Source organism: Mycolicibacterium llatzerense, from assembly GCF_000878195.1.
Classification (GTDB): domain Bacteria; phylum Actinomycetota; class Actinomycetes; order Mycobacteriales; family Mycobacteriaceae; genus Mycobacterium; species Mycobacterium llatzerense.
In genome coordinates this window covers 22,486-44,609 of sequence record NZ_JXST01000032.1, presented here as the reverse complement: position 1 = coordinate 44,609, position 22,124 = coordinate 22,486, and the positions used below count along the sequence as shown (strand labels likewise).

General features: G+C 68.2%; 20 protein-coding genes. 12 read left to right on the top strand and 8 right to left on the bottom strand.

Annotated elements, in window-relative coordinates:
• Positions 1-35: 35 nt before the first annotated feature.
• The 4 genes from TL10_RS20815 (at position 36) to TL10_RS20800 (ending at position 4,031) form a co-directional block, all read left to right on the top strand.
• Positions 36-629 carry a GNAT family N-acetyltransferase gene (locus tag TL10_RS20815; protein WP_043403205.1) on the top strand — a complete coding sequence of 198 codons (594 nt, stop codon included), beginning with the start codon at positions 36-38 and terminating at the stop codon, positions 627-629.
• Positions 630-719: 90 nt separating this feature from the next.
• The gene (locus TL10_RS20810; protein ID WP_071287036.1) at positions 720-1,346 is read left to right on the top strand and encodes an LppM family (lipo)protein; all 627 of its coding nucleotides are present in this window, start codon (positions 720-722) and stop codon (positions 1,344-1,346) included.
• 116 nt (positions 1,347-1,462) lie between these two features.
• The gene (idsA2, locus tag TL10_RS20805; protein ID WP_043403309.1) at positions 1,463-2,521 is read left to right on the top strand and encodes a bifunctional (2E,6E)-farnesyl/geranyl diphosphate synthase; all 1,059 of its coding nucleotides are present in this window, start codon (positions 1,463-1,465) and stop codon (positions 2,519-2,521) included.
• Between the two features lie 10 nt (positions 2,522-2,531).
• Entirely contained in the window at positions 2,532-4,031 is a 1,500-nt protein-coding gene (locus TL10_RS20800; RefSeq protein ID WP_043987124.1) for an alpha-(1->6)-mannopyranosyltransferase A, read from the top strand.
• Here the strand turns inward: TL10_RS20800 and TL10_RS20795 are convergent.
• Both TL10_RS20795 and TL10_RS20790 read right to left on the bottom strand, forming a co-directional pair.
• Positions 4,028-4,417, bottom strand: coding sequence for a PPOX class F420-dependent oxidoreductase (locus TL10_RS20795; RefSeq protein ID WP_043987155.1), 390 nt, complete (start codon positions 4,415-4,417; stop codon positions 4,028-4,030). The genes TL10_RS20800 and TL10_RS20795 overlap by 4 nt on opposite strands.
• A 2-nt stretch (positions 4,418-4,419) precedes the next feature.
• Positions 4,420-5,022 (bottom strand): methyltransferase domain-containing protein, encoded by a 603-nt coding sequence (locus tag TL10_RS20790; protein WP_043987120.1) that lies wholly within the window; start codon positions 5,020-5,022, stop codon positions 4,420-4,422.
• A gap of 76 nt (positions 5,023-5,098) precedes the next feature.
• Here TL10_RS20790 and TL10_RS20785 point away from each other — a divergent pair, with 76 nt between their 5' ends.
• Positions 5,099-5,665, top strand: a complete 567-nt coding sequence (locus TL10_RS20785) for a TetR/AcrR family transcriptional regulator (RefSeq protein ID WP_043987153.1) — start codon at positions 5,099-5,101, stop codon at positions 5,663-5,665.
• Positions 5,666-5,677: 12 nt separating this feature from the next.
• On the opposite strand, the gene TL10_RS20780 is transcribed toward TL10_RS20785, so the two are convergent.
• Positions 5,678-6,082 (bottom strand): Rv2175c family DNA-binding protein, encoded by a 405-nt coding sequence (locus tag TL10_RS20780; RefSeq protein WP_043403214.1) that lies wholly within the window; start codon positions 6,080-6,082, stop codon positions 5,678-5,680.
• Between TL10_RS20780 and TL10_RS20775 the strand changes: the two genes are divergently transcribed.
• Positions 6,072-7,313, top strand: a complete 1,242-nt coding sequence (locus tag TL10_RS20775; RefSeq protein WP_043987119.1) for a protein kinase domain-containing protein — start codon at positions 6,072-6,074, stop codon at positions 7,311-7,313. The genes TL10_RS20780 and TL10_RS20775 overlap by 11 nt on opposite strands.
• Positions 7,314-7,385: 72 nt before the next feature.
• Here the strand turns inward: TL10_RS20775 and TL10_RS20770 are convergent, their stop codons facing one another.
• The gene (locus tag TL10_RS20770) at positions 7,386-8,783 is read right to left on the bottom strand and encodes a class II 3-deoxy-7-phosphoheptulonate synthase (protein ID WP_043403225.1); all 1,398 of its coding nucleotides are present in this window, start codon (positions 8,781-8,783) and stop codon (positions 7,386-7,388) included.
• Between the two features lie 112 nt (positions 8,784-8,895).
• Here TL10_RS20770 and TL10_RS20765 point away from each other — a divergent pair, with 112 nt between their 5' ends.
• On the top strand, positions 8,896-9,609 hold the full coding sequence (locus tag TL10_RS20765; RefSeq protein WP_043987118.1) for a zf-HC2 domain-containing protein: 714 nt from the start codon (positions 8,896-8,898) through the stop codon (positions 9,607-9,609).
• 5 nt (positions 9,610-9,614) lie between these two features.
• Here the strand turns inward: TL10_RS20765 and TL10_RS20760 are convergent, their stop codons facing one another.
• Both TL10_RS20760 and TL10_RS20755 read right to left on the bottom strand, forming a co-directional pair.
• Positions 9,615-10,271, bottom strand: a complete 657-nt coding sequence (locus TL10_RS20760) for a DUF5134 domain-containing protein (protein ID WP_043987117.1) — start codon at positions 10,269-10,271, stop codon at positions 9,615-9,617.
• On the bottom strand, positions 10,268-11,641 hold the full coding sequence (locus tag TL10_RS20755; protein WP_043987116.1) for a PepSY-associated TM helix domain-containing protein: 1,374 nt from the start codon (positions 11,639-11,641) through the stop codon (positions 10,268-10,270). Before TL10_RS20755 ends, TL10_RS20760 begins: the two co-directional genes overlap by 4 nt.
• A gap of 113 nt (positions 11,642-11,754) precedes the next feature.
• On the opposite strand from TL10_RS20755, the gene TL10_RS20750 reads away from it, so the two are divergent.
• On the top strand, positions 11,755-13,713 hold the full coding sequence (locus TL10_RS20750; protein ID WP_043403236.1) for a cytochrome c oxidase assembly protein: 1,959 nt from the start codon (positions 11,755-11,757) through the stop codon (positions 13,711-13,713).
• A 10-nt stretch (positions 13,714-13,723) separates the two neighbouring features.
• Here TL10_RS20750 and TL10_RS20745 read toward each other — a convergent pair whose 3' ends face one another.
• The gene (locus TL10_RS20745) at positions 13,724-16,000 is read right to left on the bottom strand and encodes a heavy metal translocating P-type ATPase (RefSeq protein ID WP_082068028.1); all 2,277 of its coding nucleotides are present in this window, start codon (positions 15,998-16,000) and stop codon (positions 13,724-13,726) included.
• A gap of 94 nt (positions 16,001-16,094) precedes the next feature.
• Here TL10_RS20745 and sigC point away from each other — a divergent pair, with 94 nt between their 5' ends.
• A complete protein-coding gene (gene sigC, locus TL10_RS20740) occupies positions 16,095-16,649 on the top strand; it encodes an RNA polymerase sigma factor SigC (RefSeq protein WP_043403239.1) in 555 nt (184 codons plus the stop codon).
• Between the two features lie 122 nt (positions 16,650-16,771).
• On the opposite strand, the gene TL10_RS20735 is transcribed toward sigC, so the two are convergent.
• A complete protein-coding gene (locus tag TL10_RS20735; RefSeq protein ID WP_131630779.1) occupies positions 16,772-19,510 on the bottom strand; it encodes a hypothetical protein in 2,739 nt (912 codons plus the stop codon).
• A gap of 145 nt (positions 19,511-19,655) precedes the next feature.
• Between TL10_RS20735 and TL10_RS20730 the strand changes: the two genes are divergently transcribed.
• The 3 genes from TL10_RS20730 to TL10_RS29745 all read left to right on the top strand — a co-directional run bounded on the left by TL10_RS20730 (position 19,656) and on the right by TL10_RS29745 (position 22,113).
• Positions 19,656-20,897 (top strand): PucR family transcriptional regulator, encoded by a 1,242-nt coding sequence (locus TL10_RS20730; RefSeq protein WP_043987111.1) that lies wholly within the window; start codon positions 19,656-19,658, stop codon positions 20,895-20,897.
• A gap of 159 nt (positions 20,898-21,056) precedes the next feature.
• Positions 21,057-21,515, top strand: a complete 459-nt coding sequence (locus TL10_RS20725; RefSeq protein WP_043987151.1) for a hypothetical protein — start codon at positions 21,057-21,059, stop codon at positions 21,513-21,515.
• 28 nt (positions 21,516-21,543) lie between these two features.
• A complete protein-coding gene (locus TL10_RS29745; RefSeq protein WP_052506487.1) occupies positions 21,544-22,113 on the top strand; it encodes a DUF5134 domain-containing protein in 570 nt (189 codons plus the stop codon).
• Positions 22,114-22,124: the final 11 nt, after the last annotated feature.

Genomic DNA, 22,124 nt, shown 5'->3' with positions numbered 1-22,124 from the left:
CCAAGACCTCCCTGCTGCACCGAAAGGCTCACACCGTGGCGACGCTCCTGACCGATCTGTCGCCGGCTGACATGCAGCACCGACTCGATGACGCGCTGTCCGTCTACGTCGACGCCATGCGCTACCCGCGGGGCACCGAACGTCAGCGCGCGTCGATGTGGCTGGACCACACCCGACGCGACGGCTGGACCGGCGTCGCCGCGTTCGACGTCCCCAGCCCGGACGAGACCCCAGACGCGGCACTTCGATCCGCCCCCATGCTCGGCGTCGCCTACGGGTATCGCGGCGCTCCCGATCAGTGGTGGTACCAACAGGTCGCCGCCGGCCTGCGCCAGGTCGGCACGCCCAGCGAACGCATCGACCAATTACTGAACGGGTACTTCGAACTCACCGAACTGCACATCCACCCGCGGGCCCAGGGCCTGGGACTCGGCGAGGCACTGACCCGTCGACTGCTCGCCGGCTGCGCGGAATCCCATGTCCTGCTGTCCACCCCGGAAATCCTCGGCGAAGGCAACCGGGCCTGGCGGCTGTACCGCCGGCTGGGATTCCACGACGTCATGCGCAGCTACTTCTTCCCCGGTGATCCACGGCCGTTCGCCATTTTGGGCCGAGCCCTGCCACTGTGATCCGTCCGGTGTGCCGCTGACCCTGCCCCGATCTGGCACGATAACGGCGTGAACCGCCGCCGCCACCTGCGTGCCTTGCTGCTGTTTCTGATGTTGCTCCCCCTGGCGGTCGGCTGCGTGCGCGTCCACACCTCGCTCACCGTCTCGCCCGACGACCGGGTGTCCGGCCAGATCGTCGCCTCCGCGAAGGCCAAGGACGCGGACGACAGGGGCCCGCAGCTGACCAACAACCTGCCGTTCGCGCAGAAGGTCGCGGTCTCGGACTACCGCAAGGACGACTACGTCGGCTCCGAGGCCGTGTTCTCGGACCTGAGCTTCTCCGAGGTGCCCCAGCTGGCCAATCTGAGCCGGGACTCGGCCGGCGCCGACATCTCGCTGCGCCGGGCCGGTGACCTGGTGATCCTCGAAGGCCGCGTCGACCTGACCACGGTGACCGACCCGGATTCCGATGTCACGTTGTCGGTGGCGTTCCCCGGCGACGTCACGTCGACCAACGGCGAGCGGGTGGCCAGCGACATCGTCCAGTGGAAGCTCAAACCCGGCGTCGTGAGCACCATGAAGGCCCAGGCCCGCTACACCGACCCGAGCGCGCGTTCGTTCACCACGGCCGCGATCTGGATGGCCGTCCTGGCCTTCGCGATCGCGGGCATCATCGGCGGCCTCGCCTACTGGAGCCGCGACCGCTCCCCCAAGCTCGACGCAGTGTCCGATGAGTGACTTTGTCACTGTGTCCGACCGGTGACCCGGCACCCTCTAATCTGGATGCACAATTCCGGGGTCAGGAGAGGGGACGCGCGCTGAGCGTCGATGCCGCAGGTCCGTCGGCTGGCGAGCTGGCGAATGCCATCACAGATCAACTGCGCGACTATCTCGCCGAACGCCGGCGGGACAGCGCCTACATCGGCGACGCCTACGCCGAGGTCACCGGAGCACTCGAAGAGTTCGTGCTGCGCGGCGGCAAACGGGTCCGCCCGGCGTTCGCCTACTGGGGCTGGCGCGCAGTCGCGCCCGATCCCGGCCACCCGGCCGACCCGGCGGTGTTGCGCCTGTTCTCCGCATTGGAGCTGTTGCAGGCCTGCGCCCTGGTCCACGACGACGTCATCGACTGTTCGGCGACCCGGCGCGGCCTGCCGACGGTGCACCGGCTGTTCGCCGAGCGGCACCGTCAGCAGGGCTGGCGTGGCTCGTCCGAGCAGTTCGGGCTGTCCGCAGCCATCCTGCTCGGTGACCTCGCACTGTCCTGGGCAGACGATGTGGTCTCGAACGCCGACCTGTCGGCCGACGCGCGCCGGCGGGTCAACGAGGTGTGGGCACACATCCGCACCGAGGTCCTCGGCGGGCAGTACCTCGACATCGTCGCCGAATCCAGCGGCGCCGACACCGTCGCCTCGGCCATGAACGTGAACCTGTACAAAACCGCGTCGTACACCGTCACCCGGCCGCTGCAACTGGGCGCCGCCGCAGCCGCCGACCGGCCCGACGTGCAGAAGATTTTCCACGGCGTCGGCACCGATCTGGGCATTGCGTTCCAGCTGCGCGACGACGTGCTCGGAGTGTTCGGCGATCCGGCCGTCACCGGCAAGCCGTCGGGTGACGATCTGCGCTCGGGCAAGCGCACCGTGCTGCTGGCCGAGGCCGTGGAACTGGCCGAAAGCTCCGACCCGACTGCGGCGGCCCTGCTGCGCAGCGCGATCGGCACCGACTTGACGGACGGTCAGGTCAGCGAGCTCTGCGGCGTCATCGAGTCCGTGGGTGCACTGGCCGCCGTGGAGCAGCGCATCTCATTGCTGACCGAACGTGGACTGGACGCGCTGGCCGCGGCCCCCATCGACGAGGGCGCCAAGACCGGGCTCACCGAGCTCGCCCGGCGCGCGTCGAACCGGTCCGCGTAGGGCACCGACCATGACCACCTCGACTACCGCGCCCGGGGCGCTGGCCCGGCTGATCGCGTTCGGGCGATCCGACGAGGGCCGCCCCGCGCTGCTCGGCTTCACCGGCGCCATCCTGATCGCGCTGGGCGGCTTGGGCGCCGGGAGCACCCGGCAGCACGATCCGCTGCTGGAGTCGATGCACCTGTCGTGGTTCCGGTTCGGCCATGGGCTGGTGGTGTCGTCGATCCTGCTGTGGACCGGCGTCGCACTGATGCTGATCGCCTGGCTGGCGCTGGGCCGGCGCGTGGTGGACCGGACCGCGACCGACTACACGATGATCGCGACGACCGGCTTCTGGCTGGCACCGCTGCTGCTGAGCGTCCCGGTGTTCAGCCGCGACACGTACTCGTACCTGGCGCAGGGCGCGCTGCTGCGCGACGGCCTCGACCCCTATCTTGTCGGGCCGGTGGACAACCCGAACTCGTTGTTGGACAACGTGAGTCCCATCTGGACCACCACCACCGCGCCCTATGGACCGGCTTTCATCCTGGTCGCCAAGTTCGTCACCATGATCGTCGGCGACCATGTCGTGCAGGGCACCATGCTGCTGCGGCTGTGCATGCTGCCCGGTCTGATCATGTTGATCTGGGCCGCACCCCGGGTGGCCCGGCACGTCGGCGCCAACAGCGCTGCCGCCCTGTGGATTTGCGTGCTCAACCCGTTGGTCATCATCCATCTGATGGGCGGCGTCCACAACGAGATGCTGATGGTGGGGCTGATGATGGCCGCCATCGCGCTCACCTTCGAACGCCATCCAATCGCCGGCGTCAGCCTGATCGCCCTCGCGGTGGCGGTGAAAGCCACCGCGGGACTGGCACTTCCGTTCATGGTGTGGGTCTGGATGCGCCAGTTGCGCGAACGACACCCGTGGGGCGCGGTGCGCACCTGGCTCGCGGCCACCGCCGCGTCCGGGGCGATCTTCACCGTGGTGTTCGCCGTGGTGACGGTCGCGGCGGGCGTCGGGCTCGGCTGGCTGACGGCGTTGGCGGGCTCGGTCAAGATCGTCAACTGGCTGACCATCCCGACCGCCATAGCCAACCTGATCCACGCCATCGGCGGGCTGTTCACCACCGTCAGTTTCTACGCGGTACTGGACGTCACCCGGATCATCGGCATCGCGATCATCGCGATCTCACTCCCGTTGCTGTGGTGGCGATTCCGCCACACCGACCGGGAAGCGCTGATCGGCATCGCGCTGGTGATGGCCGTCGTCGTGCTGTTCGTGCCCGCCGCGCTGCCCTGGTACTACACCTGGCCACTCGCGATCGTCTCGGCACTGGCGCAGAGCCGGTCGGCGATCGCGCTGATCGCCGGGTTCTCGACCTGGATCATGGTGATCTTCAAACCCGACGGATCGCACGGCATGTACTCCTGGCTACACGTCATCCTGGCCACGGGTTGTGCTGTGGCAGCGTGGTATTCGCTGTCACATGCACCGGAGCCGGCCGTCGAGACCGAGCCCGCGCGCTAGGCCTTCCTGGCCCGCGTGCCCTCGCCGTCGATGCCCCAGCTGACGATCCGAGTGGGCGTCAGCCGGATCATGTCTCCGCTGAGCCCGCCGTCGGTGCTCCCCTCGCCGGGCAGCGCCCGCGCGGTGCCCCTGACCTCGATCCCCTGCGCCCGCGGCGGCACCACCGAGGTGACCTCGTCGACGATGAACGCCACCTTCGGATTGGCGATGACGTTGCGCCACTTCTGCGTTGCGGCGAGGGCGTGGCCGACGATGTCGACGGTCCCGTCCGGACCCAGGTGCACCCCCACCGGCCGGATCTGCGGCTGTCCGCCAGGCCCGATGGTGCTGAGACGCCCGATGGGCTGGGCGCCCAGGAAGTCCCGCTCGGCCGGGGTGAACGACATGATCACGCCTTCCTGGCGACGACGAGGTGTCCGGGCAGCCGCATCTGTTCAGCACCGGCGCCGGCTTGCAGCTGCGCCGGCCGGATGCTGTCCACCTGCCAGTGCTTCGAGACGATCTGGCGCAGTTCGTCTGCCGTGAACTGGGTGGGTCCCGGGCCATCGTGGTCGGGGAACGCTCCGGTACCGAAGGCCAGGATGTAGAACGCGGCGCCGGGTGCCGCCGCTCGGTAGGCGGACTGCAGGTAGCCGTCCCGCAGTTCCGCCGGCAGGGCGTGCAGCAGGCCGCTGTCGAAGATGGTGCCGAATCGCCCATCGTGCCCGGTGAACGCGCTGATGTCCGCCTGCTCGAAAGTGGCTGTGCGCAAACCCCGTTCGGCCGCGGCAGTGGTGGCCGCGGCGATGGCCGTCGGCGTCAGGTCGATCCCGTGCACAGTGTGCCCCCGCGCCGCGAGGGCCAGGGCAAGTTCGGCGTAGCCGCAGCCGGCGTCGAGCACCTCGCCCTGAACGACTCCGTCCTGGTCGATCAGTGCGGCGTACTCAGGTTGCGGCTCGCCGATGTTCCATGCGGGCGCGTCCTCGTTGCGGTAAGCGCCGTCCCAATCCATCACATTTCCTCCTCGTCGAATGTCCGCCAGAATAACGCACCGCATGTTTACTTTTGTTCCCTGAGAGGATGTGACCGTGACTGCACCGACCCCAGAGCGCAAGGGCCAACGCACGCGGCAGCGGATCCTGCTGGCCGCGCGAAAGGTGTTCGCCGAGGCCGGCTACGAGAAAGCCACCATCCGGGGCATCGCCGAATTGTCCGGCGTCGATAAGGCGTCGGTGATCAAGCACTTCGGCAGCAAGCAGGAGCTGTTCCACGAGGCGGTGCAGTGGACGATTCCCGTCGGGGAGATGACGACGGCCGACCCCGCCGAGACCGCACAGAACTTCCTGCAGGGCCTGCTGACCGCCTGGGCCGCGGACCCCGACGGCCCCATGGCGGTGCTGCTCCGCACCGCGATGACCAGCCCGGACGCGCTGGAGTTGCTGCGGGCCAAGGTGACCGATCAGGTCGTCACGTCAGTCGCGGCAGACATCGAAGGACCCGACGCGCGGTTGCGGGCGGCCCTGCTGAGCGCGGCACTGATGGGCATCGCAAGCCAGCGCTACCTGCTGCAGTTCCCCGACCTGGCCGCCGCCTCCGACGAGGACATCGTGCGGATCATGGCGCCGGTGCTGGCTGGGCTACTCGGTAACCCATAGACGGCGGTGCCGTCAGTAACCCATGGCCTGGGCGCGGCGCAGCACTTCCCTGGCCTGGTGCGAATGCAGCGCGTCGACCGGACGCGCGTTGGCGATGCGGTCGGTGCTGCCGTCGCGGGTCAGCGTGAGCGATTCGTCGGCGGTGAACAACCACCGCACGATGTGGGTGTCGTCGTAGCCACCGTCGCGCAACAGCACCAGCAGGCCCGGCAACTGCTTGACGACATGACCCTTGGCGTCGAAGAAGATCTTCGGCACCACGATGGCACCGTTGCGGCGCACCCCGATCAAGTGACCGTCCCGCAGCTGCTGGTGCACCTTGGTCACCGGAATACCCAGCATTGCTGACACTGCGGGAAGATCGTAGACCGCTTCATCGGGATCGATAACGTCCTCGGCGGCCGGAATGCTGCTCACGCAGGAGATTCTAGAGCCGTACCATTGCCGGGTGCAGCCATCCCACCAACTGGACCCACTGATCGGTGCGGTACTGGACGGGCGCTACCGGGTCGATGCCCCGATCGCCAGCGGCGGCATGTCGACGGTGTACCGCGGCCTCGACACCCGGCTCGACCGCCTGGTGGCGCTGAAGGTGATGGATTCGCGGTATTCCGGCGACGAGCAGTTCCTGACCCGGTTCCAGCGCGAGGCCCGCGCAGCCGCCGGCCTGAAAAGCACTGGGCTGGTTGCGGTTTACGACCAGGGATTCGACGGCCGTCACCCGTTCCTGGTGATGGAACTGGTCGAGGGCGGCACGCTGCGGGAGTTGCTGCGCGAGCGCGGCCCCATGCCGCCGCACGCGGTCGCGGCCGTACTCGCCCCGATGCTCGACGGCCTGGCGGTGGCCCACCAAGCAGGCCTGGTGCACCGTGACATCAAGCCCGAGAACGTCCTGATCTCCGACACCGGCGAGGTCAAGATCGCCGATTTCGGGCTGGTGCGGGCCGTCGCTGAGGCGAAGATCACGTCGACGAGCGTCATCCTCGGCACCGCGGCGTACCTCTCCCCCGAACAGGTCAGCACCGGCGACGCCGACCCGCGCAGCGACGTCTACTCCGTCGGCATCCTGGCGTACGAACTGCTGACGGGCACCACACCGTTCACCGGCGACACCCCGCTGAGCGTCGCGTATCAGCGGCTGGACCAGGACGTGCCGCCGCCGAGCGCGGCAATCGCCGGTGTGCCAAAGCAATTCGACGACCTGGTGGCCTGCGCGACGGCCCGCACACCCGACGACCGCTACCTCGACGCCGGCGACATGGCCGCCGAGCTGGCTGCCATCGTCACCGATCTGGGCCTGCCCGAATTTCAGGTGCCCGCGCCGCAGAACTCCGCGCAGCACACCGCGGCTGCCGCCCAGCGCGGCCGCGCGGAGCGCACCACGGTCGCGACGGGTCGGGCAGCGGCACCGAAACCGGCGCCCCAGCACACCCTGCAGTTCACGATGGATCCGGCGATGGACCCCGCGCTGCTCGAATCACCCGTGGTGGCAAAGCAATTCGCCGGGATCGCCCTCGACGATTTCGCCTGGGCCAGGCAGCGGTCGCGGCGCGCCGTGCTGTTCTGGCTCATCGCGATCCTGACCCTGACGGCGCTCACCGCCGCGGGCGCCTGGACGCTCGGCACCAATCTCAACGGGTTGTTCTGAAACGCCGAAAGGCCACCTACCGCACGGATTTCTCACGAAATCGTGCGACAGGTGGCCACTCGGCGGGGTGGTCTAGTCGCGGAGCATCTCCGCGACCAGGAACGCCAACTCCAGGCTCTGCTGCGTGTTCAGGCGCGGGTCGCACGCCGTCTCGTAGCGGCCGGCCAGGTCGTCGTCGGAGATATCCTGCGCCCCACCAAGACATTCGGTGACGTTCTCGCCGGTGATCTCGACGTGGATGCCGCCCGGGTGGGTGCCCAGTGCGCGGTGCACCTCGAAGAAGCCCTGCACCTCATCGACGATGCGGTCGAAGTGCCGGGTCTTGTAACCCGTCGAGCTCTCGTGGGTGTTGCCGTGCATGGGGTCGCACTGCCAGATCACCTGGTGACCGGAGGCCTCCACCTTCTGGATGATGCCCGGCAGCACGTCGCGCACCTTGCCGTTACCCATCCGGCTGACCAGCGTGAGCCGGCCCGGGATGTTGTGCGGGTCAAGACGTTCCACGTACTCGACGGCCATTTCCGGCGTCGTCGTCGGGCCGATCTTGATGCCGATGGGGTTGGCGATGGTCTCCACGAACGCGATGTGCGCATGGTCGAGCTGACGGGTGCGCTCGCCGATCCAGACGTAGTGCGCCGACAGGTCGTACAGGCGGGGCTCGGGGGCCTCGAGCGGGAACTCGGTGGACAGCCGGAGCATCGCGCGCTCGTAGTCGAGCACCAGGGCCTCGTGGCTGGCGTAGATCTCAGCGGTCTGCAGGTTGCGGTCGTTGACGCCGCAGGCCGTCATGAAGTTCAGGCCACGGTCGATCTCGCCCGCCAGCGCCTCGTACCGGGCACCCGCCGGCGACGTGCGGACGAACTCGCGGTTCCATTCGTGCACCTGCTGCAGCGACGCCAGACCCGACGAGGTCAGCGCCCGCACCAGGTTCATCGCGGCGCTCGCGTTGGCGTAGGCCCGCACCAGGCGCGACGCGTCGTGCACGCGAACGGCCTGGTCCGGGTCGAAACCGTTGACCATGTCACCGCGGTAGGACGTCAGGCCCAGCGAGTCGATGTCCGACGAGCGCGGCTTGGCGTACTGCCCGGCGATGCGGGCCACCTTGACCACCGGCATGCTGGCGCCGTAGGTCAGCACGACGGCCATCTGCAGCAGGGTCCGGATGTTGGCCCGGATGTGCGGCTCGGTGTTGTCGACGAAGGTCTCGGCGCAGTCGCCACCCTGCAGCAGGAACGCCTTGCCCTGCGCCACGTCGGCCAGCTGGAGCTTGAGCTTCTCGATCTCGGACGGCACCGTGATGGGCGGCACGCTTTCGAGCACCTTGCGCATCGCAGCGGCCTGGTCCGCGGGCCAACTGGGCTGCTGCGCCGCCGGACGGGACAGGGCGTCGGTAAGACGGGCGCGCAGGTCCTCTGGCAGCGGGGGCAGCTCGGGCAGCTGGTCGATGGGTACGTCGACGGTCCAGTTCACGTGTCTATGGTACCGGCGCCGACCAGCGGGTATTTACCCGCCAATACGGCCCCGAAAGACGGATTTGGGACCACCGGGAGAAAACCGGGCCCGGTGCGCGACTATTGACGATGTGGAGTGCGAGATTGCTCGGGAGGCGCTGTCCGCGCGCATGGACGGCGAGCACGAACCCGTCCCCGCGCGCCGCGTCGACGAGCACCTGACGTCCTGCCCCGAGTGCCGGCAGTGGCAGGACGAGATGAACAGCCAGATGCAGCTGCTGCGCGGACTGATCGCCTCGGACCGCACCCGGATCACCGCAGTGGCCGACACGGTCTCTCAACCCGCCCTTCCCGACAGCCCCGCCGGCATCGACTGGCTGCGCATCAGCCTGGCGACGGTGGGGTCCATCCAGATCGTGCTGGCCGTGCTCCAGGCGGCAGGCGTCAGCATCGGGGTACACGTCGGGCATGCGATGGGCGGCCACGTGGTCAACGAGTCGACGGCCTGGTCCGTCGCGCTCGGCGTCGCCATGCTGGTGGCCGCCGCCCGGCCCGCCGCGGCCCTGGGCCTGGCCGTGGTCGGTGGGGTGTTCACGCTGGTACTCACCGGATACGTCGTCGTCGACGGACTGACCGGCGCGGTAGGTGCGGTACGCATGCTGAGCCATCTGCCGGCGCTGGCCGGTGTGGTGCTGACCGTGCTGGTCTGGCGCCGCCACACCCTCGAGCCGCCCCGGCCGGACCGCGACGCGGCACCCACGCTCGAAGACATCACGCTGCCGGGCAATGCCTCCCGCGGCCGCCGCCGGGGCCACCTGTGGCCCACCGACGGCAACGCGGCCTGACCCAGCTAGACCATCACGGCGAACATGATCGCCATACCGGCCGCCGCCATCGCCTGACAGGCCACGGCGAACCACAGGCGGGCCGGGGCGTCCGGGTGCTCCTGGCGCACCGCGAAGTAGCGGATGGCCCACCACACCGCGGCGATCCCGAACAGCACAGTGACCAGCCAGTTCACGCCGGTGACCCACTGCGCCGGGTGCCCGCAGCCGCCCATCGCACCGGAATGCGACGCCGGCCCGGACATGTCCATGCCCGGCATGGACGGCATTGAGGACGCCGGCTGCGGCGCGTCGGCGGCTGTCCCCGCGCACTGACCGGGCAGCAGCCGGCCGTCCATCACCGCGTACATCCACGCCATCGCCAGCATCATCACCGCGTGATAGCCGTCGGCGACCCGGTGGCCGGCGCGCGTCACCAGGACGACCGCGAACCAGCCCGCGGCCAGCAGGAAGAACACCATCGGCGGCCGGTTCGGCACACCCATGCCCGCCGGCCACGCCATGACCAGCATCGCCACGTCCATCAGCAGATGCAGCAGGCGGCTGATCTGGTCGACCCAAGTTCGGTTCGCGCGCGCCGTGACCAGGGCGTAGATGCATTGGGCGGCGCTCAGCAGGAACAGGCCGCCGACGAGCAGCCGCAGCCAGATGTCCGCGATCACTTGGTCACCTGCTGACGCTGACGCCAACCGAGAGCCACATCGACCGCGACGAACAGGGCCAGGGTGAGGCCGAACAGCGGGGCGAAGTAGCCGACGCCCCCGAGCACCACCACCAACAGCACCGCCTCGTACGGACGCAGTGCCGACAGCGCGCCGCGCCGCTGGCCGGTGGGCAGGGCGAACCCGGCACCGCGGGTAGGTCGCCGGCGCCACCACATGCGGTACCCGAGCAGGATCGCGACGATCAGCGCGACGGCGACCGCGATGAGCGCGATCTGGTTGACGAGGCCGAACAGGACGCCCATGTGCAGGTCGATGACCCAGTCGGTCATTTTGGCCATCAGCGGCCACTCGGCGAAGTCCAGCCGCGAGGTCACCTTGCTCGTGGCCGGGTCGACGACGATGGCGTCGTACTGCGTCGGCCAGTCCCGCTTGCGCTCGGCGACCTGCCAGCCCTGGCCCGTCGTCGTCGGCGGATACATCCACATCGGGGTCCGCAGGTGCGCATCGTGCGCCACCTGCAGCGTCGTGTCGGCTCCGCGCAGTGCGGTGGCCTCGTCGAGGGTCGCCCCGGCGGTCTGCCCCGGCAGTGCGGTGTCCACCGACGGGCTGGTCCAGCTCAGCTGTGTCCGCAGCGCCGCGACGTTCTCGCCGGCGAACCGGGACCACGTCATGCCCGACACCGCCAGCAGCGCCACCGCCGCGAGGATCCAGACCCCGAGCGTGCCGTGCCAAGACAGCAGTCGGCGCCGCCCGGACGCCCGTACATCCGGGACCACCAACCGACGCGGCTCTCCCCTGTTGTGCCCGATCCACAGCAGCAGCCCGACGCCGGCGATCACCCACGACCAGCTGGCCGCCAGCTCGCTGTAGTTCCGCCCGAACGCCCCGAGGTGCAGGTTGCGGTGCAATTCGTCGAACCAGGCCCGGACCGGCAACCACTGGCCGTAGGTGGTCAGCGCGCCGCGGACCGCGCCCGTGTACGGATCGACGAACACGGTGCGCGCGTAGTCGGCCGGGACGTCGTCCACCGCGAGCGTCACCTGCGTCGTCTCGTCCGGCGCGGCGGGCGGCCGGATGCTGGTGACGGTGCCTTCGGGGTGCGCGCGGCGGACCGAGACGAGTTGTTCGGCCAGCGGCAATCGGTGCTCACCGACGTGGTCGACGGTGAGTTCGTGCCGATACACCGCACTGTCGATCTGCGGGATCACCGCGTACAGCAGCCCGGTGACGGCCGCGATGAGGATGAACGGCGCGACGAACAAGCCGGCGTAGAAGTGCAGCCGCAACAATGCCGGGCGAAAGCGCTTCCACGCCGATGGATCGGTCGCGGCGGGGGCGTCCGATTCGGGCAGCTGGGTATGACTCACAACTGGTATTGGTCGGCCCGCAGCGCCAAGAGTTCCTGCGCCCGGAAAATTTCTACGACACCTGGTCGTAGACTGGGCCTGATCAGTTCTTCAGGTGGAAGGCCGGTATTTCGATGGGCTCGGACGAGGCGCCGACGCCGCGCCAGGCCGGCAGGTTCGCACTGCCGATGTTGGGTTATCTGGCCGCGGTGGCCGCCCTGGTCACCTACGCGCTCATCTCGGGTGACCAGCGCTTCGTCGCGACGGGCGACAGCTTCCCCGGAACGCTCACCTCGGTGGCCGAGCCGGTCGGGTACTTCACCGCCCTCTTCGCCGGCGCGATCTGTCTCGGCGGCCTGGCCTACGTCGTCACCACCGCACGACCCGACGCCAAGGGCGTCATCGACCCACCGGCCTTCCGTGTCCACCTTGTGCTGGAACGGGTTTCGCTGGTCTGGCTGGTCGCCTCGGCGCTAATGGTGGTGGTGCAGGCGGCCACAGATGCGGGGGCGCCGGCTCTTCGGCTGGTGGAAAGCGGCCGGCTGGGCGAGGCCATCGGCGCATCCGAGATGTCCCGCGGCTGGATCGCCGCCACCCTGTGCGCCGCGCTGGTCGCACTGACCCTGCGGTTCAGCTTGCGCTGGATCGCCATGGTCGTGCTGCTGCTGCCCAGCGTGATCGGCGTGCTGGCGCTGCCGGTCACCGGCAACGCGAGCGAAGGTCCTGACCACGACTACACAACCAGCGCGGTGATCGTGTTCGCGGTGGCGCTGGCGGTGCTGGCCGGCACCAAGATCGCCGCAGTCATCAGCCCGCCGGCCACCGACCTCTACCGGCGCGTGCTGATCATCCAGGTCGCCTGCGGAACCGCGGCCCTGATCTACGGCGTGCTGCTGCTGGCCGAACAGCTCGGCCCCACCGGGCTGACGGGCAGCGGCTACGGGCGGTGGGCGATCGTCGCCGCGATCGCGCTGGCCGCGTCCTGGATCACCGACGCCGCGGCACTGCGCCGCGACAAGCCGTCCCGGCTGGCCAGTTGCCTGCCCGCGATCACGGCGCTCGCCGCAGTGGCCGCCATGGCAGTGCAGACGGCGCCGCGCCTGCTGCACCACAAGTACACGACCTGGGACGTCTTCCTCGGCTACGAGCTGCCCGACCCGCCGAATGTCGTTCGGCTGCTCACGGTCTGGCGGTTCGACACGTTCATCGGCATCGGTGCGATCGTGCTCGCGGGCGCCTATGCGTACGGGTATGTGAAGCTGCGGCGCCGCGGCGACGAGTGGCCGGTCGGCCGGTTGATCGCGTGGCTGATCGGCTGTGCGGTACTGCTTTTCACCAGCAGCTCGGGTGTGCGGGCATACGGGTCCGCGATGTTCAGCGTGCATATGGGCGAGCACATGACCCTCAACATGTTCGTCCCGGTGCTCCTAGTGCTCGGCGGCCCGGTGACCCTGGCCCTGCGCGCCCTGCCCGCCGCCGGCGAAGGTGCCCCGCCCGGGCCGCGCGAATGGATCCTGTGGCTCGTGCACTCGAAAGTGACGGCCGCCCTGTCGAATCCAATCGTGGCGTTCGTGCTGTTCGTCGCGTCGCTGTACGCGGTGTACTTCACCCCGATCTTCAGCACCCTGGTCCGCTACCACTGGGGCCACGAGTTGATGAGCGTGCACTTCCTGCTGGTCGGCTACCTCTTCTACTGGGGCATCATCGGCATCGACCCGGGACCCAAGCGCCTGCCGTTCCTGGGCCGGCTCGGATTGTTGTTCGCGGTCATGCCTTTTCACGCGTTCTTCGGCATCGCGACCATGACCATGACCGCCACCATCGGCGGTTCGTTCTACCGCTTCGTCGGCCTGCCGTGGCTGTCCAGCATCGGCGCCGATCAGCACCTCGGCGGCGCCATCGCCTGGGGCTCGAGCGAGCTGCCGGTGATTCTCGTTGTCATCGCGCTGGTGGCGCAGTGGGCGCGGCAGGATCGCCGCGCCGCCTCCCGCGCGGATCGGCACGCCGACGCTGACTACGGCGACGGCGACGACGACCTCGATGCGTACAACGCGATGCTGCGAGAGCTGGCCCGCCAGCGCGGCCAGCAGTAGTTCCCTCGGCTCAGCGGCCGAAGTTGCGCAGCCGCAAGCTGTTCGACACCACGAAGAATGATGAGAAGGCCATCGCTCCGCCCGCGATCAGCGGGTTGAGCAGGCCGGCGGCCGCCACCGGGATGGCGGCGATGTTGTAGCCGAAGGCCCACACCAGGTTCATCTGGATCGTGCGCATGGTCGCCTTGGCCAGGTCCAGGGCCTGCGGCACCGAATCCAGGCTGTCGCGGACCAGGATGATGTCCGCGGCACCGATCGCCACGTCCGTGCCGCGGCCGATCGCCAGACCCAGATCCGAGCAGGCCAGCGCCGGGCCGTCGTTGATGCCGTCACCCACCATCGCGACCATGCGGCCGCGGTCGCGCAGCTGCTGGATGACGTCGACCTTGCCGTCCGGGAGCACGTCGGCGATGGCGTCGTCGATGCCGACCGCAGCACCTACCGCGGCAGCGGCCGCGGGGTTGTCGCCGGTCAGCAGGATGGTCTTCAGGCCGCGTTCGTGCAGCGCGGCGATGGCACCGGCAGCCGAATCACGGACCGCGTCAGCGACCGCAACGGCACCGCACAGCTGGTCGTCGACGGCCACGAAAACCACCGTCTCCCCACGGGATTCGGCGCTGCGGCGCGCTTCGGCGAGGGCCAACGGCACCGCGGCACGACCGGCCGCCCAGGACGGCTTACCGATCCGCACCTCGCGCTCCCCCACGGTGCCGACGACGCCGCGGCCGGGAATGGCCTGAAAATCGGTGACCGCCTCGTGTTCCGGCGCGGCCGTGGTGATGGCCACCGCGACCGCATGCTCGGAAGCCGACTCCACCGCCGCGGCGAGGGCCAACACCTCATCGGACTGCCAGCCGTCGGCAGCGGTGACCGCGGTGACGGCCAGGTGCCCGGTGGTCAGGGTGCCGGTCTTGTCGAAGACGACGGTGTCGACGGCCCGGATCGCCTCCAGCGACCGGTGTCCCTTGAGGAAGATGCCGAGTTGGGCGCCGCGTCCGGACGCCACCATCATCGCCGTCGGCGTGGCCAGGCCCAGCGCGCACGGGCAGGCGATGACCAGGACCGCCAGCGCGGCGGCGAACACCTTGTCCGGACCCGCCCCGGCCAGGGCCCAGCCCAGCGCGGTCAGGGCGGCGATGCCGAAGACACACGGCACGAACACCGAGGCGATGCGGTCGGCCAGGCGCTGCGACTCGGCCTTCTGCGCCTGCGCTTCCTCGACCAGCCGCACCATGCCGGCGAACTGCGTGTCGGCACCGACGGCGGCGGCCTCGACGATCAGGCGACCATCGAGCACGATCGTGCCGCCGATGACGCTGCTGCCCGGGGTGGCCCGGACCGGCTTGGCCTCACCGGTCATCACACTGGTGTCGACCGCGGCCGAGCCTTCGACCACGAGTCCGTCGGCCGCGATCGTCTGACCGGGGCGCACCACGAACTTCTGCTGTTCGGCGAGTTCCTCTGCAGGGATGACCATCTCGGCGCCGTCGGACAGCAGGATCGTGACGTTCTTGGCGCTCAGCGCGGCGAGCGCCCGCAGCGCGCTGCCCGCCTTGGACTTGGCGCGGGCCTCGAAGTAGCGGCCCGCCAGTACGAACACCGTGACGCCCGCCGCGACCTCGAAGTAGATCGCGTCGCTGCCGGCCAGCGCCTGCCAGATGCCGGTGGTCGTGGTGGCGTGGTGCCCGACGAACATCGTGTACAGCGACCACACGGTCGCCGCGGTCACGCCGACCGAGATGAGCGTCTCCATGGAGACGGCCCGGTTGCGGGCGTTACGCAGGGCCACGCGGTGGAACGGCCAGGCCGCCCAGGTGACGACCGGCAGGGCCAGCGCGGTCAATATCCACTGCCAACCGGTGATCCGGGTGCTGGGGACGACGGCGAACATCACCGACAGATCGGCGAGCGGGACGAACAGCACCGCAGCCACCAGCAGCCGGCGCAGCAGGTACCGGGCCTGCGACAGGTCCTCGTCATCGCGCTCCCCGATGACCGCCCCCGACCGGGGTTCGGCATCGCAGCCGGCCTTGCGGACCGCGTCACACAGCTCGGTGTCGGCGATCTCGGGAAGTGCGTCGACCGTGGCGACGCGGGTGCCGAAGTTCACGGTGGCGCGCACGCCCGGCATCTTGTTGAGGGTCCGCTCGACCCGCGCGGCGCAGGCGCCGCACGACATGCCGGTCACGTCGAGCTGCACCCGACGCGCGGCCGCACTGTCGTCGGCGGTTGCGGCAGCGTCGACCGCGCTGCCAACCACTGTGCTGACCGAGCTGGCCGTCATCATCCTCCTATTGTCCCCGCGAAGCGGGAGCTACCCAAAACATTGGTCGGACGTGCCCGGCTGTGAGTTCCCGGCAACAGTCGCATATGGTCGGGCCGTGAACAGCCGCGGCGACGACGACGAAGTGACCCGCCTGGCGCTGGCTGCCGGTCGGGGCGATCGCGCCGCATTGGACCAGTTCATCAAGGCTACCCAGCGCGATGTCTGGCGCACCGTCGCCTATCTCGACGAGCCCGGCAACGCCGACGACCTGACGCAGGAGACCTACCTGCGGGCCCTCGGTTCGCTGCCCCGGTTCCGCGGCCGGTCGACCGCCCGCACCTGGCTGTTGTCGATCGCCCGCCGCGTCGTCGTGGACCACATCCGGCGCAAGCAATGCCGCCCGCGCAGCAGCGCCGCCATCGAGCCCGAGACCGTCGTCGACATGCACCAGCCGACCGCCCGGTTCGAGGACATCGTCGAAATCCGCATGCTGCTCGATGGCGTGGACTCAGACCGCCGGGAAGCGCTCCTGCTGACCCAGGTGCTGGGCCTGTCCTACGCCGAGGCCGCCGAAATCTGTGGCTGCCCCGTCGGCACCATCCGTTCCCGGGTCGCCCGGGCCCGCGACGACCTGCTGAAGGCAGGGAATCAGGACCAGAGCGCGGGCTGACTGCGCTTCAGATTGGCGAGTCTGACCTGACCTGACGTGCCGGTCGTTGCGGCCTCACGTCCGGGCTGCGGGCTAGCGGCCCGCTGCCCGGACGCGTCACGCCGGCTGTGTCCCGACGCGAGTTAGCTGCTGGAGTGGCTGGCGGCCCCGGCAGCGTGTTCGCTTTGGCTGTGGGTTGTCGACGTCCCGGACGCGCCGGTGTTCGGCGTGGTGTTCTGGGTTGTGGGCCGATTCTGGCCAGGACGACTCCCACCGCCGCGGACTTTGGGCAACCTCGGCGACGCCTTGGACGATGATGCATCGGTGCGCGGCGCCGCCGCCTCGCCGGTGCTCGGTGTGCCGGTGCTATCAGTTACGGTGCTCGTCGGTTTGCCGGCCTTGCCTGTCGGCGTCGACTTCGTGGATTCGGGCCGGCTCACCGCCGGCAACGAGGTCGCGGTCAAAGAGGTGGCCTTTGCCGACGGGGTATCCGCAAGTGACGTCACGGGGCTCGACGCTGCGGGCGACTTGGTCACCACTGCGGGACCGGAACTGGACGCTGCGCGCGACGTGGTCACCCCGGCCGGCTCGGAACTCGATGCAGCGGGCGGCGTGCTCACCGCTGCCGCGGTGGGACTCGTCGGCGTGGGCGGGGTGCTCACCGCTGCCGCGGTGGGACTCGTCGGCGTGGGCGGGGTGCTCACCGCGGCCGGGCCTGAACTCGTTGCCGTAGCCGGGGCGGAACTCGACGCTGCGGCCGGGGTGTTCGTCGGCAGCAAGTAGCTGTTTCCTGCCAACATCAGTTGAGATGCCGATCGTCCGAACTCGGTGATCTGCTTGAGCGCGCGCCCGAAATCACTCGGTGAGAGTGTGTAACTGTTGGCGTGCATCAGCGCAACCGCTAGATCGTCGCGAGCATTGAGAAAGCCGGCGGTGACACTGGTAGCCGGGTCGGTCAGGGTTTGACCGACCAGCGTGCCCAGACCCCGCACACCCGAACCCAGGTCGCCCAATACTTTCTCCGGGTGTCCGGATCTGAGATCGTCGACGACGGCCTGGACGGTCTGCCCGACGTGCATCTGCAGGCGCAGTACGGCCAAGACCATCGGCAGGCCGATGTCATTGATCACGAGAGGCAGGTTGTTAACCACCGCCGACAGGCTTCCGGCCGGATTGGCCAGCAGGGCGTGCGCGACGGCGCTGACGTTGGGCATCAGCGCCGCTGATGTCATGCGGTCCAGCACCGAGGGCACACCGGTTTGACCGACGAATATCTGATTGAACGCGTCTTGGCCGACCGCAGCCTTGATCTGGTCGAGTTCAAGGTTGCTCGTGATCCAACCCAGGTTGTTGTTCTGGTGCAGGGAATAACCCCATTCGAGCAGCCGCTGCCGCAGTTCGGCTTTCCGTTGCGTCGGGGTGACGACCGGGGTGTCCGCCGGAAGTGCGTCACGGATGTCGGCGACATTTACGACCTGCGTCTGTATTGGGATCGACGGGGCCGTACCGTCCTGCAGAGCCTGCCACCGCAGGAAGACATTTCCATCAGGGTTGTTGCTCGAATCAATCCAGTTCGCCACTCCAGGATCGGTGCTGCTGATCACGTAATAGGTAAAGCCATCAGGATCTTTGTAAGTCTGAGTGTTGTTGAGGGTGCCGGAGGCGGTGGCATACGGCAGCGCATACGTCCAGGCGTCGTTTATTTGAAATCCTGTATAGCCCGCGTCAATGTTCGGCACTTTGACCACGAGTGCTTGACCAGGCTCGAGGGCAAAATGTCCGAAACTACTCAGCTGAAAAGAGTTCGAGGCCCCCACTGCATTGCCGGTCAACGTGATCGGCGTAAACGTGTTGCTCGGCAGCGTGTTTTGTATTGTTTGCAGACCCAGCAGGAAGCGGCTGCTGTTGACGGACGCAAAGGTCGTCGAAATCTGATTCAACACCGCGCTGATCTGCGTTTTCGATAGACGCGGCGGGAGGACGACGTCCGGCTGACCCGGCGTCTGCAGGGATACCGTGGCGCGTAGCAATCCCCAATCACCGGTGGTGTTGCGCAGCAGCATCGAGTAGTCGTCGGAAGTATCGACCCAGTTGCCAGGCTGTGGCGTCGGACTCAGGACAATGGTGTAGGTACCGTCGCTGTTGGGCGTAAAGCCGGTGAGATTGTAGGCGCGATGCGGGATGATATCGCCATTTCCGAGATAGTCGCCTTTCGATGTAGTGATACTGAAGTCGGCGGTACCGGGACCGGGACGAACAGTCATGATTTGAGTACCGCTACCCAGATGGGTAAACAGATACGGCGTGTCCGGGTTCGAGATGTTCATGTTGGTGATCGGGTTGGCGCCGGGCGCATTCCAGGTGTAGGGCACCGACTGCCCATTCTGAGTTATCGAATTATCCAGATTGAATTTGCCGAGCGCATTGAAGAGTTGACCCGTCGCAACAAGGCGCGCATATTGCGGCAGTAGTGTCTTATCGAACTCCGTGACGAACGGGTAGTTACTGTTATTGGCGACAACAGCTTGCTGGGCCGCGAGAATCTGATCGATTTCAGTTTGAAAAGGGCTAGCTGCAGCGGTAAGCGTAAACGCCAAGTTCGCCGCCAGGCGGTGGTCTCGGGCCGCGGTCGCCACCGGCTCGGTTGCGGTCGCGGCGGTCAGCGCGACCGCCAACGTACTTGCGGCGGCGATGGTCGCAACGCGGGTGGCCCCAACCCGTCGCGCGCGAGGCAGCCGTCGGCGACCGGCGCGGTTGAGGGAGACGTCGGCGCCGTCGTCGGTGATCCGCGATGAGCCGCACGTGGCGGGCGCAACGCTGACGGCTTGCCGGCCGTGGACGCGCAGCATCGGTGACGGTGAAGTGGATGTGACGTCTCGCATAAGTTGCCTCGCTGTGTGACGGAAGTCTCGAATCGACTGAACGGGATGTAATCGTTCCCCAGCGCAAGGCACAGCTACAAGGGCATTTCGCACAGATATTGCTATCTACTTATGCATAGTGCCGTCGTGTCATAGGCTGTGCTGCATGGAGCCACCCGGCTGGGAGCCGCCGTCACCGCGAGTCTGCGAGTTGATGCGGCTGGCCGCCGAGAAAGTCATCAACGTTCCCCAAGACTGGCTCGACGAGTTGCATGCCGCCACGCTGGCATCGGATTACATGCCGCCGGCCATCGTGAACGATCCGGTTCTCGCCGGGGAAGTCCGCCGCAGCAACCGGGCAAACCAGCTGCACTGGGCCGCTGCCAATATCGGTCACCCCGGAGAGCCGGTCGCAGCCAATGTCGGAGCCGACTCGTTGGCCATCGCACGCGACCTGATTCGGCGCGGGCTCGATGAATCAGCGCTGTTGGACGCGTACCGGATCGGTCACAACATGGTCTGGCTCCAGTGGATGCGGATCGTATTCGATCTGACCTCAGATTCGGCCGAACAACGAGAACTGCTCGAGGTGTCAGCGCGCTCGATCACCGCATTCATCGACGCGACCATCGCCGGTATCCACCGACAGCTCCGGATCGAACGCGACGCGCTGACCCGCGGCACGGATGCCGAGCGCCGGGAAGTCGTGACGCTGATTCTGCACGGGGCGGCCATCACCGAGCGGCACGCCGAGAACAAGCTCGGATACCACCTTGGACAGAGCCACACCGCAGCTGTCATCTGGGGCGACGAGTCCGACACTGACTTGGCCGACTTGGACCGCGCCGCCGAAGCGCTTACCCACACCGTCGACGGCCCCCGACCGTTGTCGGTGCTGGCCGATGCCGCCACCCGATGGGTGTGGGTGCCCGGAGAAACCGGCCCCGACCTGGATCGTGTCTACGCCGCGGTCGATCAACTGCCAGGGGTGCGGATCGCTCTCGGGCCCACGGCGGCAGGAATCGACGGGTTCCGGCGCAGCCACCTTGATGCCGTCACCACAGAACGCATCATGGCCCGGCTCGGCGCCGGCCGGCGGGTCGCCAGCTTCGCTGATGTCGAGCTCGCCGCCCTGGTCACCGCCGACCCAGAACCGGCGCAGCGATTCATCAAACACACCCTCGGGGATTTGGCGATGGCCGATCCTGAACTCCAGCGGACCGTTCTGACCTTCATCCATGCGCAGTGCAACGCCTCACGCGCGGCTGCTCGCCTCTTCACGCATCGAAACACGTTGCTAAACAGGCTCACTCGCGCCAATGAGCTGTTACCGCAGCCGCTGGAACACTCCAGCGTGAAGGTTGCGGTGGCATTAGAAGCACTACGCTGGGCCAACGGCGGCAGATAGGTCACGTACCCCGACACCGTCGCCAGCCATTCGAACGAAACTTCCGCCCCGGCCCTGGTGAACTCCGCAATCGCACCACGATGAGCCGGTACGGAACCCGCGCCCCCACTCATCCGACCAACTCTGCGAGACTGTTCTGCAGACTGAACGGAGTTGGGCTTGTCCACCCACCACACCATCGATCTCGAACACACCCTGAGCGCCATCGGGCGACGGGTGTTCGACGAGGTCTGGATCGGCCCTGCGCGCCGCTACCCCACCGCCGTCGCGGTCGTCGTACTCGCGGTGTCCGCCGGCATCTGCTGGTCCGAAACTCATCGGTGGGTACTGAAGGTCGTCGCCGTGCTCTTCACTCTGGCCGCGGTGGCATCGGCAACAGCGCTGTGGCGCAAGCGGTTTCGCGTGTGTTGTGCGGCGCTGTACCTGTCGGGCGTGGCCACCGCGGCGGGATTCGGGGCGGTCTGGTGGTGCCAGACGTCGCCGGCGCGCGTCGCCGTGTGGTGGCCGCTGGCCGGCTTCGTGGCAGCCGCGGTACTGGCGGTCTGCTGGCTGGGCGTGGCACTGACACCGTTGGACCGATCGCAACCCGATATGCGGGCCAAGGCCGCCGGGAACTGAAGACCGGTTTCATACGACTAATGACAGCGTGATCGCCGACTCCGCCTTGCGCTGGGCGCTGACCGCCGTGTTCGTGGTGGCGGCGCTGCTGTTCGCGGGCGCCGGACGGCGCGCACCCCAGCAGCGCGGGGTCGGGGCGATGCACGCGCTGGCGTCGGTGGGCATGATCGCCATGCTGTGGCCGGCCGGTATGCGGGTGTCACCGCTGCTGTACGCCCTGGTGTTCACCGCCGGAGCGCTGTATTTCGCCTACCTGGCGCTGTTCGGGTTCGACCTGCCGCACCCCGTCTACCACTGCGCGATGATGGCCGCGATGGCGCTGATGGGCCTGCTCATGGCCCCGAACGCCGGACTGCCGGTCGCAGCGGCCAGTTCGGGAGCTCAGGCCTCGGGTCCGCACAGCGCGCATCTCGGCCACGGCGCCGTCGCGGTGACTCCCCCGGTCTGGCTCGTCGTGGTGTGCGCCGCGCTCGCGGTCGCGTTCTGCATCGCCGCGTTGTGGTGGTTCTATCTGCTGGTACGCGGGCCGAAGCGCCCGTACGCCGACCTGCTCATGGCGCTCGGCATGAGCGCCACCTTCGCCGTCATGGCCGTCTAACCCTCGTAGTG